Origin of the sequence: Iocasia fonsfrigidae (genome assembly GCF_017751145.1) — a bacterium.
Taxonomy (GTDB): domain Bacteria; phylum Bacillota; class Halanaerobiia; order Halanaerobiales; family DTU029; genus Iocasia; species Iocasia fonsfrigidae.
Genome location: NZ_CP046640.1, coordinates 3,280,532 through 3,299,150 on the forward strand (window position 1 = coordinate 3,280,532; position 18,619 = coordinate 3,299,150).

Consider the following 18,619-nt stretch of genomic DNA (forward strand, 5'->3'; position numbering starts at 1 on the left):
CTCTATGAATAGCAATACTTAAACTACTATCACTCTGCTTCTTCAACAATCTCATCTATTAAATTTTCCATAGGCAGCTCATTCTCATCAAGCATATCAATAGAACGGTAACGCCTCATACCAGTACCTGCCGGTATTAACTGCCCAATAATAACATTTTCCTTTAATCCCATTAATGAATCAACCTTACCTTCCAGCGAGGCTTCTGTTAAGACCCTTGTTGTTTCCTGGAAGGAAGCAGCAGATAGAAAACTATCTGTTGCCAGTGAAGCCTTAGTAATACCAAGCAATTCCGACTTATATGTGGCGGTCTGACCACCATTTTCAGCTATCTTACGATTAACTTCTCTTACCTCATACCTATTTACCAGACTTCCAGGCAGAAAATCTGTATCCCCTGGTTTAATAATCTTAAGCTTCCTCATCATCTGTCTAATAATAACCTCAATATGTTTATCATTTATCTCAACACCCTGTGAACGGTAAACATTTTGAACCTCTTCCAGGAGATAATTTTGTACCTCACTCTCTCCTTTAACCTTTAATAAAACACTAGGATCCATAGGCCCTTCAGTCAATTTATCACCTGCATAGACCATCTGCCCATCTTTTACGCTTATCTGAGAACCATATGGAATCTGATAGGTTTTTTTCTTACCGTCATCATCTTCAATAACAATCCGGCGGCTATTTTTCTTACTGATTATTTTAACATAACCAGTTTTTTCAGTAATAATCGCCTGACCCTTAGGTGTCCTACCTTCAAACAACTCTTCTACCCTGGGTAGACCCTGGGTGATATCATCCCCAGCAACACCTCCAGTATGGAAGGTACGCATGGTGAGCTGTGTCCCCGGTTCACCAATTGACTGAGCTGCTATTATTCCAATTGATTCACCAATATCAACTAATTTACCAGTAGCCAGGTTTCTACCATAACACTTGCGGCAAACCCCATGTTTGCTTTCACAGTTTAAGACAGACCTGATTTTTACTGCTTCAATACCTGCCTGATCAATTTCTTTCATACTGTCACGTGTAATTACTTCATTTCTTTCTACAATAAACTCTCCTGTTATGGGATGAATAATATCTTCAGCGGCAGTTCTACCAATACATCTTTCAGCCAGGGTCTCAATAGCCTCTTTACCCTTGCCGCCAATAGACTCTACCAAAGTGCTCTGCTCTGTTCCACAGTCATCTTCCCTGATAATCACATCCTGCGAAACATCAACCAGACGTCTGGTTAAATAACCGGAATCAGCTGTCCTGATAGCTGTATCAGCCAGACCCTTTCTGGCACCATGGGTTGATATGAAAAACTCCATAACATTTAATCCTTCCCGGAAACTTGAGCGAATAGGAACATCAAGTATCCGACCTGAAGGATCTGCCATTAACCCACGCATACCAGCCAGCTGTGATATCTGCGATCTATTACCACGGGCACCAGAATCAGCCATGACAGAAATATTATTGTCTTTTTCTAGATGAGCAATTAAAGCATTTGTCACATCATCTTTAGCCTTATTCCAGATGTCTACTACTTTTTGGTATCTTTCATTATCAGTAATAGCCCCTCTGCGGTAGTGCTGCTCTATATTATGAACCTCTTCTTCAGCCCTATTTAATATATCTTCTTTACTGGCAGGGATAGCAGCATCACTTACAGCAATCGATATCCCTGAACGAGTAGCAAAATCATAGCCTAAGGCCTTAATATTATCCAGAGCACGGGCTGTTTTGGTATTTCCAAACCTCTCCTGCAGGTCAGAGATCATCTCGCCAAGTCCACTTTTACCAATCTGTTCATTTATATATTCCATTTCTGCCGGTAGGGCCTCATTAAAAATAACCCGACCGATTGACGTCTCGATTATTTTCCCATCTAACCTAACCTTAACATTGGCCTGTAGATTAACCTTACCTGTATCATAGGCCTTAATCGCCTCGGAGGCAGAGGAAAACTCTTTACCTTCCCCAACTGCTCCCTCTGTAACAGTTGTCAGGTAATATATACCCAGAACCATATCCTGGGTAGGGACTGTGATTGGATGTCCATCAGATGGTGTCAATAGATTGGTAGTTGATAACATTAATAACCTGGCCTCTGTCTGGGCTTCAGCAGATAAAGGAACATGAACCGCCATCTGATCACCATCAAAATCAGCGTTATAGGCAGTACAGACCAGGGGATGTAGTTTAATGGCCTTACCTTCAACCAGTATCGGCTCAAAGGCTTGAATGCCGAGTCTATGTAAAGTAGGAGCCCTGTTCAGTAAGACAGGATGGTCCTGAATAACCTCTTCCAGTACACCCCACACCTCATCATTTACATTCTCAACCATCCGCTTGGCATTCTTTATATTATGTGCTAAGCCTTTATCAACCAGGCCTTTCATGACAAATGGTTTAAAAAGCTCTAAAGCCATCTTTTTAGGTAGACCACACTGATGGAGTTGCAAATCCGGTCCTACTACAATAACAGATCTCCCTGAATAATCTACCCTTTTACCGAGCAGGTTCTGACGGAAACGGCCCTGTTTACCTTTCAACATATCACTTAGTGATTTGAGCGGACGGTTCCCGGCACCTGTAACCGGTCTACCCCTCCTACCATTATCAATCAAGGCATCAACTGCTTCCTGCAGCATTCTCTTTTCATTTCTAATAATAATTTCAGGTGCTCCCAGATCAAGTAATCTCTTCAATCTATTATTACGGTTAATAACACGCCTGTATAAGTCATTCAAATCAGAGGTTGCAAACCTACCCCCATCAAGCTGGACCATAGGTCTAAGGTCAGGGGGAATTACCGGGATAACATTTAAGACCAACCAAGAGGGATAAATTGATGAATTATTTAACCCATCAAGAACCTCTAATCTCCTGATGGCCCTTTTGCGGCGCTGCCCAGTTGATTCCTTAACCTCCTTTTTAAGCATCTTAACCTCATTATTTATATCTATTTTAGTAAGTAATTTCCGTACTGCTTCTGCCCCCATCTCAGCTTTGAAACTATTACCATATTTACTGTATGCCTCTCTATATTCACTCTCATTTAGTAACTGTTTCTCACTTAATGGGGTTTCCCCTGGGTCTATTACAATATAGGAGACAAAATAAATAACCTTTTCCAATGCCCTTGGTGACATGTCAAGTATTAAACCCAAGCGACTAGGAATGCCTTTAAAATACCATATATGGGTACACGGAGCCGCTAATTCAATATGACCCATGCGTTCACGGCGGACCTTGGAACGGGTTACTTCTACACCACAGCGGTCACAGACAACTCCTTTATACCTCACCCTTTTATATTTACCACAATGACACTCATAATCCTTGGTCGGGCCGAATATCTTTTCACAGAAAAGCCCATCCTTTTCCGGTTTTAATGTTCTATAATTTATAGTTTCGGGTTTTTTAACTTCCCCCCTTGACCAGTCGCGAATCTGTTCTGGAGAGGCAACACTAATTTTCATTGAATCAAAATTATTAACGTTGAACAAGGGTCATTCTCCCCTTTCTATAATTTATTCTTCTTCCTCATCAGAGTCATTAGTTAAATCCATATCTAAACCAAGCTTTTTAGCTGTATCATTAAAATCATCATCTTCCTCAGCTATCTGTAATTCCTCTTCATCCTCAGTATATATCTTGGCATCTAACCCCAGACTCTGCATTTCTTTTATTAAAACCTTGAAGGATTCTGGTATACCGGGTTCAGGCACATTTTCACCTTTAACAATAGCCTCATATGTCTTCACCCTACCGACAACATCATCAGACTTGACTGTTAACATCTCCTGCAAGGTATAGGCAGCACCATAGGCCTCCAGTGCCCACACCTCCATTTCACCAAAACGCTGACCACCAAACTGGGCTTTACCACCAAGCGGCTGCTGGGTAACAAGTGAATACGGTCCTGTTGAACGGGCATGTATTTTATCATCAACCAGGTGATGTAGTTTAAGGATATACATATAACCAACAGTTACTCTTTTATCAAAAGGCTCACCAGTTCGCCCATCGTAAAGAACCGTTTTACCATCACGGCTGAGACCAGCTTCCTCCAGTTTATCCTCCACCTCATCTTCACGGGCACCATTAAAGACTGGTGTTTCAATATATAAACCAAGTGCCTTGGCCGCCATTCCTAAATGGGTCTCCAGCACCTGACCAATATTCATTCTGGAGGGAACACCAAGTGGGTTAAGAACTATCTCAACAGGTTCTCCATTGGGCATGAACGGCATATCTTCTTCAGGTAGTATCCTGGAGATAACACCCTTATTCCCGTGACGACCTGCCATTTTATCACCAACAGAAATTTTCCGTTTAGTAGCAATATAAACCCGTACAAGTCTATTTACACCTGGTTTTAATTCATCACCATTTTCGCGGGAAAAGACTTTAACATCAACTACAATACCTTCTTCACCATGGGGCACCTTCAAAGAAGTATCCCGGACCTCTCTGGCCTTTTCACCAAAAATAGCCCTGAGTAATCTTTCTTCAGCAGACAACTCTGTCTCACCCTTTGGTGTGACCTTGCCAACCAGTATATCGCCCTCTTTTACCTCTGCTCCAACACGGATAATACCCCTTTCGTCAAGATTCTTAAGGGCTGATTCCCCTACATTAGGGATATCCCTGGTTATTTCCTCCGGACCCAGTTTAGTATCCCGGGCTTCAGCTTCATGTTCCTCAATATGGACAGAGGTAAAAGCATCTTCTTTAACAAGTCTTTCACTGATCAAAATAGCGTCCTCGTAATTATAACCTTCCCAGGGCATAAAAGCGATTAATGTATTACGGCCTAAAGCAAGCTCTCCTTTATTAGTTGAGGGTCCATCAGCAATAATATCACCGGCTTCTACCACATCCCCCTTACGGACAATAGGGCGTTGATTGACACAACTACCCTGATTAGAACGTTTAAACTTAAGCAATTTGTAACTATCAACATTACCCTCATCTGTTTTGATCAAAACCTTATCACCTGATACCTTAACAACGGTTCCAGAGTTTTTAGCAACAATAACGGCACCAGAATCTTTAGCACTCTTATATTCCATTCCCGTACCCACAATAGGTGCATCAGGAATTAATAAGGGAACAGCCTGTCTCTGCATATTAGCACCCATTAAGGCCCTATTAGCATCATCATTTTCCAGAAAGGGTATTAAGGCAGCGGATACACCAACAAGTTGTTTTGGTGAGACATCCATATAATCGACATTTTTGGGTAATGCTTCTAATATCTCGCCCCTGCGTCTGGCCAGAACAAACTCATGTTTAAAGTTACCATCCTCATCTATAGGTTCATTGGCCTGGGCAACAGTATAATTATCTTCTTCATCAGCTGTTAAATACTCAATCTCATCGGTTGCTTTCCCATCAATAACTCTGCGGTAAGGAGTCTCTAAAAACCCAAATTCATTTGTACGGGCATATGACCCCATAGAACCAATCAGCCCAATGTTTGGTCCTTCAGGTGTCTCAATAGGACAGATCCTACCATAATGAGAATGGTGAACATCCCTGACTTCAAAGCCAGCCCTGTCCCTACTTAAACCTCCAGGACCAAGTGCACTCAAACGACGCTTATGTGTCAGTTCAGAAAGTGGATTGGTTTGGTCCATAAATTGTGATAACTGACTACTACCAAAGAACTCCTGAATAGAAGCAACAACTGGACGGGTATTTATCAAGGCTTGAGGTGTAACAACATCTATATCCTGAATTGTCATCCTCTCTTTTACTACCCTCTCCATTCTTGATAAACCAATTCTAAACTGGTTTTGCAATAATTCCCCAACCGTCTTTAACCTTCTATTACCCAAGTGATCAATATCATCTATATTAAATTCCGGGTGATTATCAATTAACTTAAGAAGATATCTAACTGTTTCCACGATATCTCTCTTATCAAGGCATCTCCTGGCAGGATCAATATCCAACTTGAGTTTTTTATTTAGTTTGTATCTACCAACTGCAGCCATATCATACCGTTTAGGGTCAAAGAAAAGGGAGTTTATTAGATTCTTCGAACTCTCTACTGTCGGCGGTTCACCAGGTCTAAGCCTTTTATATAATTCAATTAAGGCCTCATCTTCTGAATCAGTATTATCCCTTTCAATAGTATCCTGAATAACCTCATAATTATCAAAAATATCAAGTAATTCTGCATCACTACCATAACCAAGGGCCCTAAATAAGACAGTAGAAGGCATCTTTCTTGTTCTATCTACCCTCACTGAAACAATTCTCTTTTTATCATATTCAAATTCTATCCAGGCACCCCTGTTAGGAATAAGGTTAGCAGAAATAAGCCGGCGACCATCCTTTGTCCTTTCTTCATCAAAATAAACACCTGAAGAACGGATCAACTGGTTGACAACAACCCTTTCTGCTCCATTAATTATAAATGTCCCCTTATCAGTCATTAAAGGGAAGTCCCCCATAAAGACTTCCTGCTCTTTTACCTCACCTGTCTCCTTATTAATTAGTCTTACTTTTACCTGTAAGGGAGCCGAATAGGTAGCATCCCTGTCACGGCATTCATCAATCTGATAATCCGGTTCATCCAGATAATAATCTACAAATTCCAGGATTAAATTTTCCGAAAAATCTTCAATTGGTGTTATTTCATTAAAGACCTCTTTTAATCCCTGTTCCAGAAACCATTCATACGAATTAAGTTGTGTCCTTATTAAATCAGGCACAACCTGTGCATCTTTGATTTTGGCAAAACTATATCTCTTCCTCTTTAAAACATTTGCCATTTTTGCACCCCCAGGAAAACTCTTCTTATAATATTATTTAAAGCAGGTTTATAAAGCCCGCTGGTTAAACATCTATAAGGAATCAAGTCTTAATATTAACTTGTTAATTAAAATTACAAAAAAAATCTATATTTATAGTATAAACCTAAGAGATTATATATATACATTTATTATTGAGATAAGATTTATAAACATAATTGCTAATCTATTTTATTATGCACTATTTTTCCAATAAAACCCCAGGCATTTAAGCTCTAAGCATAAAACAACCATTTTATCAACCTATGTATCGACAATTAATAATGTTATCATAATTAAATCTGCTTGTCAAGATAATTTTTACCTCTCCTGATCTTAAGATATAAAAAAGCATCCTGATTCCAGAACCAGAATGCTTTTTGGTTTTCAAAAAAGTATTTTATTAAATGAAACTATTTTAATTCTACAGTAGCACCTGCTTCTTCAAGTTTAGCCTTCATTTCTTCAGCCTCATCTTTACTGACACCCGCTTTAACATTTTGAGGTGCATCATCAACTACAGCTTTAGCATCTTTAAGACCTAAACCAGTAATTTCACGAACTGCTTTAATTACATTAATCTTCTTGCCGCCTACTTCAGCAAGGAAGACATCAAATTCTGTCTTTTCTTCTTCCTGACCAGCACCACCAGCACCAGGTGCAGCTGCCATAGCTACAGGTGCAGCTGCGCTAACACCAAATTTTTCCTCTAATTCCTCAACAAGTTCTGCTAATTCTAAAACACTCATTTCCTCAATTGCTTTAATTAAATCTTCTTTATTCATAATAAATAACCCCCTAAAATTTTTTAAGCCTTTTGCTCTTTAATTTGGTTCAATACCTGAACCAGTCCACGTAGATTACCCTGTAATACATTAACCAATCCTGTAATCGGCGATTTCATGCCTGCCAGCAGCAGTGCCAGGAGTTGTTCACGAGGCGGTATTTCTGCTAGAGATTTAACCTTATCCAGACTAATAATTTGCCCATTAAGTGAACCACCTTTAATCTCTAATTCCTCATTCTCCTTAGCAAAATCAACTAATACCTTTGCCGGTGATACGGCATCTTCCAACCCAAAAGCAACTGCTGTTGGTCCAGTAAAATACTCATTAATATCTTCAAGCTCTGCCTTCTGAGCAGCTATTCTTGCCAGCGTATTTTTTACTACTTTGTACTCAACACCCGCTTCCCTGAGTTGCTTACGCAGCTCAGTTATTGCTGCTACATCAAGTCCTTTATAATCAGTTACTACCATCGACTTTGCCGAAGTCATTTTCTCAATAAGCTCTTCTACAAAAGCCTCTTTTTCAGGCCTTGCCAAAATATTCACCCCCTTGAAACCACTTAGACAATAAAAAAACCCACCCATAGACAGGCAGGAGCAATCATATCTAAACAGATATATTACAACATAACCTCGGTAGGAAATTAAGTCATTATGACACCTACTGTCTATGGTCAACATATTTTATTTTGCTAATTCATAATACCATAGTTGTATAAAAAATGTCAATTTTATTTTATCTACCGATAAGGGTCATTATATCAGAGGTGTTCGCTCTGATTCCAGGTCCCATGGTGGAAGAAAGTACAACACTCTTTAAATATTTCCCTTTAGCAGCAGATGGTCTTTCCCTCACTAAGGCATCCATAATAACCTTAAAATTTTCAAGTAATTCATCTTCAGAAAAAGACACTTTACCAACTGGAAGATGTACTATTCCGGTTTTATCAACACGGTATTCTATCTTACCAGCCTTGATTTCCTTAACAGCCTTGGCAATATCAAAAGTTACTGTGCCGGCTTTAGGATTTGGCATTAATCCCTGTGGTCCCAATACACGGCCAAGTTTACCAACAATACTCATCATATCAGGTGTAGCAACCGCAACATCAAAATCAAGCCAGCCGCCTTCAATCTTCTCGGCCAACTCTTCAGCACCCACTTCATCAGCACCGGCTTCCTCGGCTTCTTTAACCTTTTCACCTTTAGCAAATACTATAACCTTTACTTCTTTACCTGTACCATTTGGCAAAACTACAGTACCCCTGATGTTCTGGTCAGCATGTTTTGGATCAACACCCAACCTGACAGCAACCTCGACTGTTTCATCAAATTTAGCTGAGGAAACTTCTTTAACAAGTCCCAGCGCTGTTTTGGCATCATATAGTTTCTCTATATCAATTTTTTCTAGTGTTTCTTTAAACCTCTTACTATGTTTTGGCATACTCTAACGCCTCCTTGTGGTTAAACGGATTAGATTATAAATCCTCCCACTTAATTTTAAATTTTATTTTACTAAAATACCCATACTCCTGGCTGTGCCCTCAACCATACTCATGGCTGCTTCAATACTACCAGCATTAAGGTCTGGCATCTTAAGTTCGGCAATCTCCTTGACATCATCTTTGGAAATAGTAGCAACCTTGTCTGTATTTGGACGACCAGATGCACTGTCAATACCTGCTGCCTTTTTAATTAAAACAGCAGCTGGTGGTGTTTTGGTAATAAAACTAAATGATCTGTCTGCATAGACTGTAATCTCTACAGGTATAATCATCCCCGGTTGATCCGAGGTCTTTGCATTAAATGATTTACAAAACTCCATAATATTAACACCATGTTGACCTAAAGCAGGTCCAACTGGTGGAGCAGGATTTGCTTTGCCTGCCGGGATCTGCAATTTGATTTGTCCTATAACCTTCTTGGCCATTTTCCTCCTCCTTTCATCAGCTATCTATTATGATTTTTCCATCTGCGAGAATTCTAATTCAAGAGGGGTTTCCCTACCAAACATAGAAACCAACACCTTAGCTTTTCCCTGTTGAGGGTGAACCTCCTGGACTATACCAATAAATTCTTCAAAGGGACCATCTATTACCTTTACTCTATCACCCTCATTAAATTCAGAGGCGATTCTCTTATCACCCATACCCATACCTTTAAGGATACGGCTTGCTTCCTCCGGTTGTAATGGCAGTGGTTTAGTCCCACTACTTACAAACCCAGTAACCCCGGGAGTATTTCTTACAACATACCATGAATCATCACTCATTATCATCTCTACCAGTACATACCCCGGAAAGATTTTCTTGTTAACCACCTTTTCTTTCCCTTTTTTGCGTTCTGTTTTTTCTTCAGTCGGCACCAGGATTCTAAAAATCCTATCCTCCATACCAGTCGTCTCTATTCTCTTTTCCAGGTTGGTCTTTACCTTATTCTCATGACCTGAATAAGTATGAACCACGTACCAATTCTTTTCTGCCATAATATAAGGACCCTACAGTCTGTAGAATCCCCACCTCCCTAGTTACATAATAAACGGGGTTATAGATTTAGTTAAAATCAAATCAACGACCCCAATAAAGGCAATCAAAGCCAGTACAGTAACTACAACAACTACTGTATTAGATGACAATTCACTGCGATTAGGCCAGTTCACTTTTTTAAGTTCTGCTTTAACATTGCGGAAAAATCTGGCTATTTTACCAAAAAAACCTAGTTCAGCCATTACACTTCACCCCATTAAAAAAATATATTTATCTAAACAAAAAACAGCACTATTATTATTATTGCGTTTTTTGTAAGATCTATACAATTTCACACTATTTGGTCTCCCTATGAAGGGTATGTTCTTGACAGAACTTACAATACTTCTTGGTCTCTAAACGATCTCTATGTTGTTGTTTGTTTTTGGTAGTTGTATAATTACGGTTTTTACATTCAGTACATTCCAAGGTAATTATATCTCTCATTTACTGCCACCCCCTCAATATAAATGGGCCTATAATATATCTTCAGCCTTAATTAACTTATCACATTATTTTCCCAATGTCAATAATTTTTTAAGCATGTGCCTGAAGAAAGCACATGCTTAAATTTATAACAAGCTCTTTAATTGATAAGTTTAAAGGTTTTACTCAATAATATCGGTTACAACACCGGCACCTACTGTATGGCCGCCTTCACGGATAGCAAACCTTAAACCCTCTTCCATAGCAATCGGGGTTATCAGTTCACCTACCATCTCTATATTATCTCCAGGCATTACCATTTCTACTCCTTCTGGTAGAGTGATTATACCAGTAACATCTGTTGTCCTGAAGTAAAACTGTGGCCTGTATCCATTAAAGAATGGGGTGTGCCTTCCTCCCTCTTCTTTTGATAAAACATATACCTCTGCCTTGAATTTTGTATGCGGGGTTATACTTCCTGGGGCTGCTAATACCTGTCCCCGTTCAATATCTTCCCTCTTTACTCCCCTTAATAGGGCTCCTATATTATCCCCGGCTACTGCTTCATCTAACAGTTTCCGGAACATCTCTACTCCTGTCACTACTGTCTTTTCTGTATCTTTGATCCCTATTACCTCTACTTCATCTCCTGGATGTAGGGCCCCTCTTTCCACTCTACCTGTCGCTACTGTCCCACGCCCAGTTATACTAAAGACATCTTCAACAGGCATCAGGAATGGTTTGTCTGTTTCTCTTTCTGGTTGTTCAATATAGCTGTCTACCTCATTCATCAACTCTATAATCTTGGAGCCCCATTCCCCTTCCGGGTCTCCATTTTCCAGAGCCTTTAAGGCAGAACCTACTACTACTGGTATCTCATCACCTGGAAAGTCATATTCACTTAATAGTTCTCTAACTTCCATCTCTACTAATTCTATTAACTCTTCATCATCAACCATATCTGCTTTGTTTAAGAATACTACTATATTTGGTACTCCTACCTGACGAGCCAGCAGAATATGCTCTCTGGTCTGGGGCATTGGTCCATCTGCTGCAGATACTACCAGAATAGCTCCATCCATCTGGGCTGCACCTGTAATCATATTTTTTACATAGTCAGCATGTCCTGGACAGTCAACATGGGCATAATGCCTTGCTTCGGTCTCATATTCAACATGTGCTGTCGCTATGGTGATTCCTCTTTCTCTTTCTTCTGGTGCATTATCAATTGTATCAAATGCCCTTACCTCTGCTCCACCAAAGTTAGACAGTACTGTTGTTATTGCTGCTGTTAATGTTGTCTTACCATGGTCAACATGACCTATTGTACCGATATTTACATGTGGTTTTGTCCTTTCAAACTTTTGCTTTGCCATTCATCTCACTCCTTAATTTTAATGTACCAAAAAACTTAAAGATATATCTATCTGACTGCAAGGGATTATGTACAGCCATTTAACCACCTGACAGAGGTGGATATTTCCATGTGTTTTAAATATTATGTTTTTCTAAAAACATTTCTAATTTCCTTTTAACCCTCTGCAGTGCATTGTCAACCGATTTGACATGCTTGTCCAGAGCATCAGCTATAGACTGATATGATTTTCCCTCCAGATACTCCTGGAGTACATCTAATTCCAGCTGACTTAACATCTCTGAAATTTGGTTTTCGATAAGATTATATGTCTCATAACTTATTATTAGTTCCTCAGGATTAGTTAATTTGCCACCTTTTAAAACATCTAACAGGGTTCGATCAGATTCTTCATCATAAATTGGTCTATTTAAAGATACATATGAATTTAAGGGTTGGTGTTTCTGCCTAGTAGCTGCTTTGATCGCTGTGATAATCTGTCTAGTAATACATAGTTCAGCAAAAGCCCTAAAAGAAGCCAACCTCTCAACTTTATAATCACGTATAGCCTTAAATAACCCAATCATACCTTCCTGAACTATATCTTCCCTGTCAGCACCTACTAAAAAATATGACCGCGACTTAGCCAGGACAAAGTTTTTATACCTCTTTATCAAAGTCTCTTCTGCAAGTCTATCTCCATCCTGTACTAGATCAATTAGTTCTTCATCATTCATTTTGGAATAATCTTCATATTCGATTTCCTGCTGAATATTCCCCTGCAATAAGACCCCCCCCTTACCTTATACATTAATATTATACTTATTTAAACTAACTTAGTCAAGCCATATCTTTTTCAAGCACGCTGACGAACTATCTCATAGATTATTATCGCTGCTGCAACAGAGGCATTCAGTGAACCTAGTTCACCCAGCATAGGTATTTTTATCAAGAAATCACATTTTTCCCTGGTTAAACGCCTTAGACCCTGTCCTTCACTCCCTATAACAAGGCCAATTTTCCCCTTCAAATCAGCCTGATAATGGGCCTGCTGTCCTTGCATATCTGCCCCCGCTATCCAGAGTCCCTCTTCTTTTAATCTGTCTATTGTCTGGTTAATATTGGTGACTTCAGCCAGTCTTATGTGTTCAATTGCCCCGGCAGAACTCTTAGCAACAACCGGAGTCACTCCCACTGCTCTCTTTTCCTGAAAAATAATACCATGTGCACCAGCAGCATAAGAAGTCCTGATAATAGAGCCAAAATTATGAGGGTCCTGAATCTGATCCAGGATGATAATAAATGGCTGTTCATCCCTCTGGTAAGCATATTTTAAAATATCATCAACACTTACTAGAGTGAGTGTTTCACCTATTGCAATCACACCCTGGTGGGCATGGCTTAAAGCCAATTTATCAAGTGTATTCCTGGAAACCCTCTCAACTATAACTCCCTGACGGCGGGCCTGGGAAATAATCCAGTCTATTTTATCACCACTAATATCGTTTTTTATTAATATCCTGTCCAATTTGCGGTTCCCTTTTAAGGCTTCAATAACAGGATTCCTACCTTCTATTTTCGCCAAATCAATCACCTGCCTTCAATGTCAATATCTTATACATAATACATTATACTTATTATACCAATATTATAAGTTTTTTAATGAATTATTTAATTACCTGCCATTTTTTCCTTTATTAATTTGAGTGCCTCATTTTTAGTCATAATCTTCCCCCTACAGTCTTCATGCTGTAATTCATTTTCAGGACAGTACCCCAGTCTAACACAATTAGGCCCCGCATCAGCAAATAAGTCAGGGGCACTTTCTTTACATAAATTCAACATCTTTAAGGCAAGGTCTCTTATCTCCCTTTGGGCATTTTTACAACAGCGAATCCTGAACCAGTCCCGTAAGGCATGGGCATTCATACCAATTAAAGCCTTAAATTCAGTGGCCTGAGGTTTAACATATCTTAAATCTTCTTCAGGGAGCCCCTGATCCACACCAGTATTATACCACTCTTCTACTAGTTGAAAAATATCTTTGGAACCATACTCAAGGATTACTTCATCATTCCCAGCCGGTAAATATTCTGACAGCTTTGAGCCGTCTTTTAATTTGAATAAATTTACTGGTAATAAATTTTCTGCTGTAAAACCCTCAATATTATCTGGTATAACAATATCAAATGACCTTCTACCCGACTTCTCTGCCCGACCAGATTTGATCATATATGATGCCAGTCTCTTCCTGACTAACTGAACCTCAGTAACACGGGCATAGCCTTCTATTCCAAAGATAAAAAAGTCAAATTCTACTGCTGCTTCATGACCACTATTAATTATCCTTTTTACAAGTTCTTTCGAGTAATCAGAAGCAATAATCTCCTTAAGTGTTCTTTCCGAACGAACAAACCTGGCCGCTATATCCGTATATACTTTACCACCACCAGCAATCAACTCAACCTTACCATCACCAACATAAGCCTTATTCATTCCCTTCTTACCCCCTTTTAATACTGTTAATAAAGTAATATTATAATATAATTAAATACATCAGCTTTCTTAACTCAGACTATTTATTACACATAGTTAATCAATAAATTATTAACCAGACAAATATATTTGTTGGACGACTCTAGAAATTGGCTGTAGGCACGGACGCCGGAAGACAATTTTTCGACAGTAAGCAAAGGTAGGACACCGCAGCACACGACAAGGAAAACAAATATATTTGTCGGTCTTTAAAGTTATCCATAATCTTAAAATAACATAACTTCCAAGAAAGTTCTTAACAACTATTCTTCAAACAGCACCTCAACAATCTTCTCCCATATAAAATCAAGCCGTTCATAATTACCAGACAAATAATGATAACCAAATAAAGCCTCCAGCCCTGTACTCATTCTATAATCTATCACTGATGAGTTAGCCGGTATATTACCCCCCTTATAATTCCGACCCCGACGGACGATTGACAACTCCTTTTTTGACAGACTAGCCTCCAATTTACGGAGTGCTTTAGCCTGGGCTGAAGCATTTACTATCTTAACAGTATATTGATGTAGTTCATTTAAGGAACGATACCCCTTTTTCAATAGATAATCCCTGGCCATCACCTCATAGATACTATCACCTATATAGGCTAACAAACCTGGTGATAATAACCTTGCTTCCTGTTCTTCCATTATCTTTAAACCCTCTCCCATTCCACACCTTGCGTAGTATCTTTGACAAGAAAACCCAGTTCACCCAAGCCGTCCCGTATCCTGTCAGCCAGCTGATAATCCTTCTGTTCTCTTGCCTCTTCCCTTATTTTAAGAATGAAATCCATTAAATTATTAACAGCCTCATCATTATTAAGATTCGCTTTATCATCTAAGCTAAGTCCAAGAATATCAGTAAGTTCTTTAAATACCCCATAAGCCTCCTTCAGTACAGTACAGTTTTTTTGTTGCAAGGTAAAGTCAGGACTATTTATAAAGCTATTTATATCACGAACCAGTTCATGGATAACCCCAATCGCTAAGGCTGTATTGAAATCATCATCCATGGCCTCTTCAAAATCAATACGCCTTTTTCGACATGTATCTTTAATTCCCTCAGTAGATAGATTCCCCTCTACTTCTTCCAACTGTTCATTATTAAATAGCAGGGACTCTAACTTCTGAGAAAGATTACTTAGCCTTTTAAGACCCGCTTTAGCAGTCTCCACCTCTTCTTCACTAAAATCAATCGGTGTCCGGTAATTCTTGGTCAGGAGGAAATACCGTATTTCATCTGCTTTATATTTCTCCAATAATTCCCTGGTAGTAAAAAAATTACCCAGAGATTTAGACATTTTTTCTCCCTTCAGATTTACTGGACCGTTATGGAGCCAGTATTTGGCAAATGTATGGCCAGTACAGGCCTCAGACTGAGCAATTTCGTTTTCATGATGGGGAAAAATTAAATCACTTCCACCACCGTGAATATCAAAGCTATCTCCCAGGTATTTGGTGGCCATAGCTGAACACTCTATATGCCAGCCAGGCCATCCCTTACCCCAGGGGCTATCCCATTCTTTCTCACCTTCGGGAGCCTTCTTCCATAAAGCAAAATCCATCGGGTTTCTTTTCTCCTCAACTACATCAATTCGGGCACCTGCCTGCATTTCATCAAGAGACCTCCCTGATAGTTTACCATAGTCCTCAAATTTATCCACACTAAAATAGACATTACCATTAACTTCATAGGCATACCCCCTCTCCAGCAGGGTTGCTATCATTTTAATAATCGCATCTATATTATCAGTTGCCTTTACATATCTGGTAGCTGGTTTAATATTTAATTCGCTAATATCTTCTAGATAAGCCCGGGCATATTTTTCTGCCAGTTCCATCATTGTCAGGCCCTCCTCTGCTGCCCGGCTTACTATTTTTTCATTTACATCAGTAAAATTCATGATATAGGTAACATCATATCCCTTATATTCCAGGTAACGTCTAATAACATCATAATTAATTGCACTCCTGATATGACCTAGATGAGAATAATTCTGCACAGTCAAACCACAGACATACATCCCCACCTTACCCTCTTTTAACGAAATAAATTCTTCTTTTTTCCTGGTTAAAGTGTTATAAACTTTAAGCATCAAGTTTCCCCCCTTTAATCTTTTACCTTTAACATTTTATTTCTTACACAAAGTTAACTAGTTTTAATAATCCAGACAGATATTTTGGTTGGACGACTCTAGAAATTATCCACAATTTAAACATAATTTCCAATAAAAAAGCCCACATCCCTATTACAGAGACGAAGGCCCGCGTTTCCACTCTGTTTGGCCAGGGCTTACCCCTGATACCCAACTTAATAAATAATGATAACGGCTTTCACCGTAACTCCCTACTATAATTCAGGAATTAAACTCCAGGATGCATAAGGATATACAATCTATAGATTACTTCCAGCCTTTGATAATCCTCTCTGAGATAGAAAACTTATATCCTCTCTTCCCATCAATATTATTAATATATTTTCTTCTTATATAATAATATATACTTTTAACAGGTATTTGTAAAGTATTTTTCAGATAACAATAGTCGATAATTTCCTCTGCCCATAAAAATAAAACTACAGGATAGATTTCTTTATATGTCTACCCTGCAGCATTTAATTTGCCTTTCTAAAGTTTAAACTAATTAACCATTTCAAGGGCACTATCCAAACGTTTCTCTACTTCATCTAAACCCAGAATATAAATTACATGATTTAACTCCGGTCCTGAGTTTAAGCCAGTGAGAGCTACCCTTGTTGGATGATAAATAGTCCTGGCTTTTACAGGCAAATTTTTCCTCATTATGTTAAAAATTTTATTTATTGAATCAGGGTTAAATTCCTCCAGTTCCCTGAGTTTTTCTTTAAGGGTTGTAAAAACCAGTTCCACATTTTCTCCCTTAAATTCTTCAACAGCCTCTTTTTTATCCGCAAATTCCAGTTCTTTGAAGAAAAGTTCAGCCTCATAAGGTATCTGGGACAGATAATCAACCTTGTTCCTGCTAACCTCTATAACCCTTTTTACCCATTCATATTTTTCATCTGATACATCATCACTAATGTATCCAGCATCTTTTAAATACGGAATAGATAATTCAACAATCCTATCCAGGTCTGCCTCTCTGATATATTTACCATTCATCCAGTTTAGTTTTTCAACATCAAACACAGCAGGACTTTTATTAACATCTGCAATATCAAAATGAGATATGATCTCTTCCCTTGACATTATTTCCTGATCATCCTTTGCTGACCAGCCGAGTAGTGATAAAAAATTAAATAGAGCTTCAGGGAGATAACCATTTTCTCTATATTCCCCAATATATACGGTATCACTATCACTACGTTTTTTCAATTTGGCCTTATTCTCATCAAGTATTAATGGGAGATGTGCAAACCTAGGTAAATCAAAACCAAGAGCCTCATAAATCAATAACTGTTTAGGGGTATTTGATATATGATCTTCTCCTCTGATAACCTGACTTATTTTCATTAAAGCATCATCAATAACTACAGCAAAATTATATGTAGGCATTCCATCTGATTTGTAGATAATGAAATCATCAAGCACACTGGTATTAAAGGATATTTTACCTCTAATAATATCATCAATGATTATCTCTCTATCCTCATCAGGAACTTTAAACCTGATAACAGGATTCCTACCTTCTTTTTTATATTTTTCAACATCTTCTGCAGACAAGGTACGGCAGTGTTGGTTATAACGAGGCATTTCACCCTTGCTGGCAGCCTCTTCCCTCATTTTATCTAATTCTTCAGGTAAACAGTAACAATAATACGCTTTACCTTCTTCCAGTAGTTTCTCAGCATATTTCTGGTATATATCTATTCTTTCTGACTGCCGGTAAGGACCATAATCCCCACCAATACCTACACCTTCGTCAACATCAAGTCCAAGCCACTTCATCTCTTTTAGGATTATCTCTTCAAACTCTTTAGTGGACCTTTCCAGGTCTGTATCTTCAATCCTTAAAACTAGTTTCCCCTTATTTTTCCTGGCCCACAGCCAGTTAAATAAGGCAGTACGCATATTACCGATATGGATCTTACCTGTCGGACTGGGAGGAAAACGCAAACGCATTCCTGACATTCTATCCACTCCTCTAACTATTTTTTTTCAAGTATAATATATATTTATCAGTATATCTATTATTCCATA

General features: G+C 38.8%; 16 protein-coding genes and 1 other annotated feature. All 16 genes read right to left on the reverse strand.

Features of this window, described 5'->3' with window-relative positions; all coding sequences use genetic code 11:
• Window positions 1-29 precede the first annotated feature (29 nt).
• Entirely contained in the window at window positions 30-3,512 is a 3,483-nt protein-coding gene (rpoC, locus tag GM661_RS15750; RefSeq protein ID WP_230867679.1) for a DNA-directed RNA polymerase subunit beta', read from the reverse strand.
• 24 nt (window positions 3,513-3,536) lie between these two features.
• A complete protein-coding gene (gene rpoB, locus GM661_RS15755) occupies window positions 3,537-6,791 on the reverse strand; it encodes a DNA-directed RNA polymerase subunit beta (RefSeq protein WP_230867680.1) in 3,255 nt (1,084 codons plus the stop codon).
• A gap of 431 nt (window positions 6,792-7,222) precedes the next feature.
• Window positions 7,223-7,594 (reverse strand): 50S ribosomal protein L7/L12, encoded by a 372-nt coding sequence (rplL, locus tag GM661_RS15760; RefSeq protein WP_125991733.1) that lies wholly within the window; start codon window positions 7,592-7,594, stop codon window positions 7,223-7,225.
• A gap of 23 nt (window positions 7,595-7,617) precedes the next feature.
• The gene (rplJ, locus tag GM661_RS15765) at window positions 7,618-8,133 is read right to left on the reverse strand and encodes a 50S ribosomal protein L10 (RefSeq protein WP_125991735.1); all 516 of its coding nucleotides are present in this window, start codon (window positions 8,131-8,133) and stop codon (window positions 7,618-7,620) included.
• A 23-nt stretch (window positions 8,134-8,156) separates the two neighbouring features.
• Window positions 8,157-8,288 (reverse strand) — a sequence feature (ribosomal protein L10 leader region).
• Between the two features lie 44 nt (window positions 8,289-8,332).
• Window positions 8,333-9,040: a 50S ribosomal protein L1 gene (rplA, locus tag GM661_RS15770; RefSeq protein WP_125991737.1), complete on the reverse strand. Its 708-nt coding sequence runs from the start codon at window positions 9,038-9,040 to the stop codon at window positions 8,333-8,335.
• 63 nt (window positions 9,041-9,103) lie between these two features.
• Window positions 9,104-9,526: a 50S ribosomal protein L11 gene (gene rplK / locus GM661_RS15775; protein WP_230867681.1), complete on the reverse strand. Its 423-nt coding sequence runs from the start codon at window positions 9,524-9,526 to the stop codon at window positions 9,104-9,106.
• Between the two features lie 27 nt (window positions 9,527-9,553).
• On the reverse strand, window positions 9,554-10,081 hold the full coding sequence (gene nusG / locus GM661_RS15780) for a transcription termination/antitermination protein NusG (RefSeq protein WP_125991740.1): 528 nt from the start codon (window positions 10,079-10,081) through the stop codon (window positions 9,554-9,556).
• A 42-nt stretch (window positions 10,082-10,123) separates the two neighbouring features.
• Window positions 10,124-10,324 (reverse strand): preprotein translocase subunit SecE, encoded by a 201-nt coding sequence (gene secE / locus GM661_RS15785; protein WP_230867682.1) that lies wholly within the window; start codon window positions 10,322-10,324, stop codon window positions 10,124-10,126.
• 94 nt (window positions 10,325-10,418) lie between these two features.
• Complete coding sequence (gene rpmG / locus GM661_RS15790) at window positions 10,419-10,568, reverse strand: 50S ribosomal protein L33 (RefSeq protein ID WP_125991744.1); 150 nt, start codon at window positions 10,566-10,568, stop codon at window positions 10,419-10,421.
• A gap of 161 nt (window positions 10,569-10,729) precedes the next feature.
• Window positions 10,730-11,923, reverse strand: coding sequence for an elongation factor Tu (tuf, locus tag GM661_RS15795; protein ID WP_230867677.1), 1,194 nt, complete (start codon window positions 11,921-11,923; stop codon window positions 10,730-10,732).
• Between the two features lie 115 nt (window positions 11,924-12,038).
• Window positions 12,039-12,686, reverse strand: coding sequence for an RNA polymerase sporulation sigma factor SigH (gene sigH, locus GM661_RS15800; RefSeq protein ID WP_125991746.1), 648 nt, complete (start codon window positions 12,684-12,686; stop codon window positions 12,039-12,041).
• 71 nt (window positions 12,687-12,757) lie between these two features.
• Window positions 12,758-13,486 carry a 23S rRNA (guanosine(2251)-2'-O)-methyltransferase RlmB gene (gene rlmB / locus GM661_RS15805; RefSeq protein WP_230867683.1) on the reverse strand — a complete coding sequence of 243 codons (729 nt, stop codon included), beginning with the start codon at window positions 13,484-13,486 and terminating at the stop codon, window positions 12,758-12,760.
• Between the two features lie 86 nt (window positions 13,487-13,572).
• Entirely contained in the window at window positions 13,573-14,397 is an 825-nt protein-coding gene (locus GM661_RS15810) for an FAD-dependent thymidylate synthase (RefSeq protein ID WP_230867684.1), read from the reverse strand.
• 302 nt (window positions 14,398-14,699) lie between these two features.
• Window positions 14,700-15,089: a Mini-ribonuclease 3 gene (locus GM661_RS15815; RefSeq protein ID WP_230867685.1), complete on the reverse strand. Its 390-nt coding sequence runs from the start codon at window positions 15,087-15,089 to the stop codon at window positions 14,700-14,702.
• 5 nt (window positions 15,090-15,094) lie between these two features.
• Window positions 15,095-16,537 (reverse strand): cysteine--tRNA ligase, encoded by a 1,443-nt coding sequence (cysS, locus tag GM661_RS15820; protein ID WP_230867686.1) that lies wholly within the window; start codon window positions 16,535-16,537, stop codon window positions 15,095-15,097.
• A 543-nt stretch (window positions 16,538-17,080) separates the two neighbouring features.
• A complete protein-coding gene (gene gltX, locus GM661_RS15825) occupies window positions 17,081-18,550 on the reverse strand; it encodes a glutamate--tRNA ligase (protein WP_230867687.1) in 1,470 nt (489 codons plus the stop codon).
• Between the last annotated feature and the right edge of the window lie 69 nt (window positions 18,551-18,619).

Bases quoted from the DNA above. Each gene is read 5' to 3' on its own strand.
- rpoB (WP_230867680.1), bottom strand. From the start codon at position 6,791: ATGGCAAATGTTTTAAAGAGGAAGAGATATAGTTTTGCCAAAATCAAA.
- rplL (WP_125991733.1), bottom strand. From the start codon at position 7,594: ATGAATAAAGAAGATTTAATTAAAGCAATTGAGGAAATGAGTGTTTTA.
- rplA (WP_125991737.1), bottom strand. From the start codon at position 9,040: ATGCCAAAACATAGTAAGAGGTTTAAAGAAACACTAGAAAAAATTGAT.
- rplK (WP_230867681.1), bottom strand. From the start codon at position 9,526: ATGGCCAAGAAGGTTATAGGACAAATCAAATTGCAGATCCCGGCAGGC.
- nusG (WP_125991740.1), bottom strand. From the start codon at position 10,081: ATGGCAGAAAAGAATTGGTACGTGGTTCATACTTATTCAGGTCATGAG.
- secE (WP_230867682.1), bottom strand. From the start codon at position 10,324: ATGGCTGAACTAGGTTTTTTTGGTAAAATAGCCAGATTTTTCCGCAAT.
- rpmG (WP_125991744.1), bottom strand. From the start codon at position 10,568: ATGAGAGATATAATTACCTTGGAATGTACTGAATGTAAAAACCGTAAT.
- tuf (WP_230867677.1), bottom strand. From the start codon at position 11,923: ATGGCAAAGCAAAAGTTTGAAAGGACAAAACCACATGTAAATATCGGT.
- GM661_RS15810 (WP_230867684.1), bottom strand. From the start codon at position 14,397: ATGAATAAGGCTTATGTTGGTGATGGTAAGGTTGAGTTGATTGCTGGT.
- GM661_RS15815 (WP_230867685.1), bottom strand. From the start codon at position 15,089: ATGGAAGAACAGGAAGCAAGGTTATTATCACCAGGTTTGTTAGCCTAT.
- cysS (WP_230867686.1), bottom strand. From the start codon at position 16,537: ATGCTTAAAGTTTATAACACTTTAACCAGGAAAAAAGAAGAATTTATT.
- gltX (WP_230867687.1), bottom strand. From the start codon at position 18,550: ATGTCAGGAATGCGTTTGCGTTTTCCTCCCAGTCCGACAGGTAAGATC.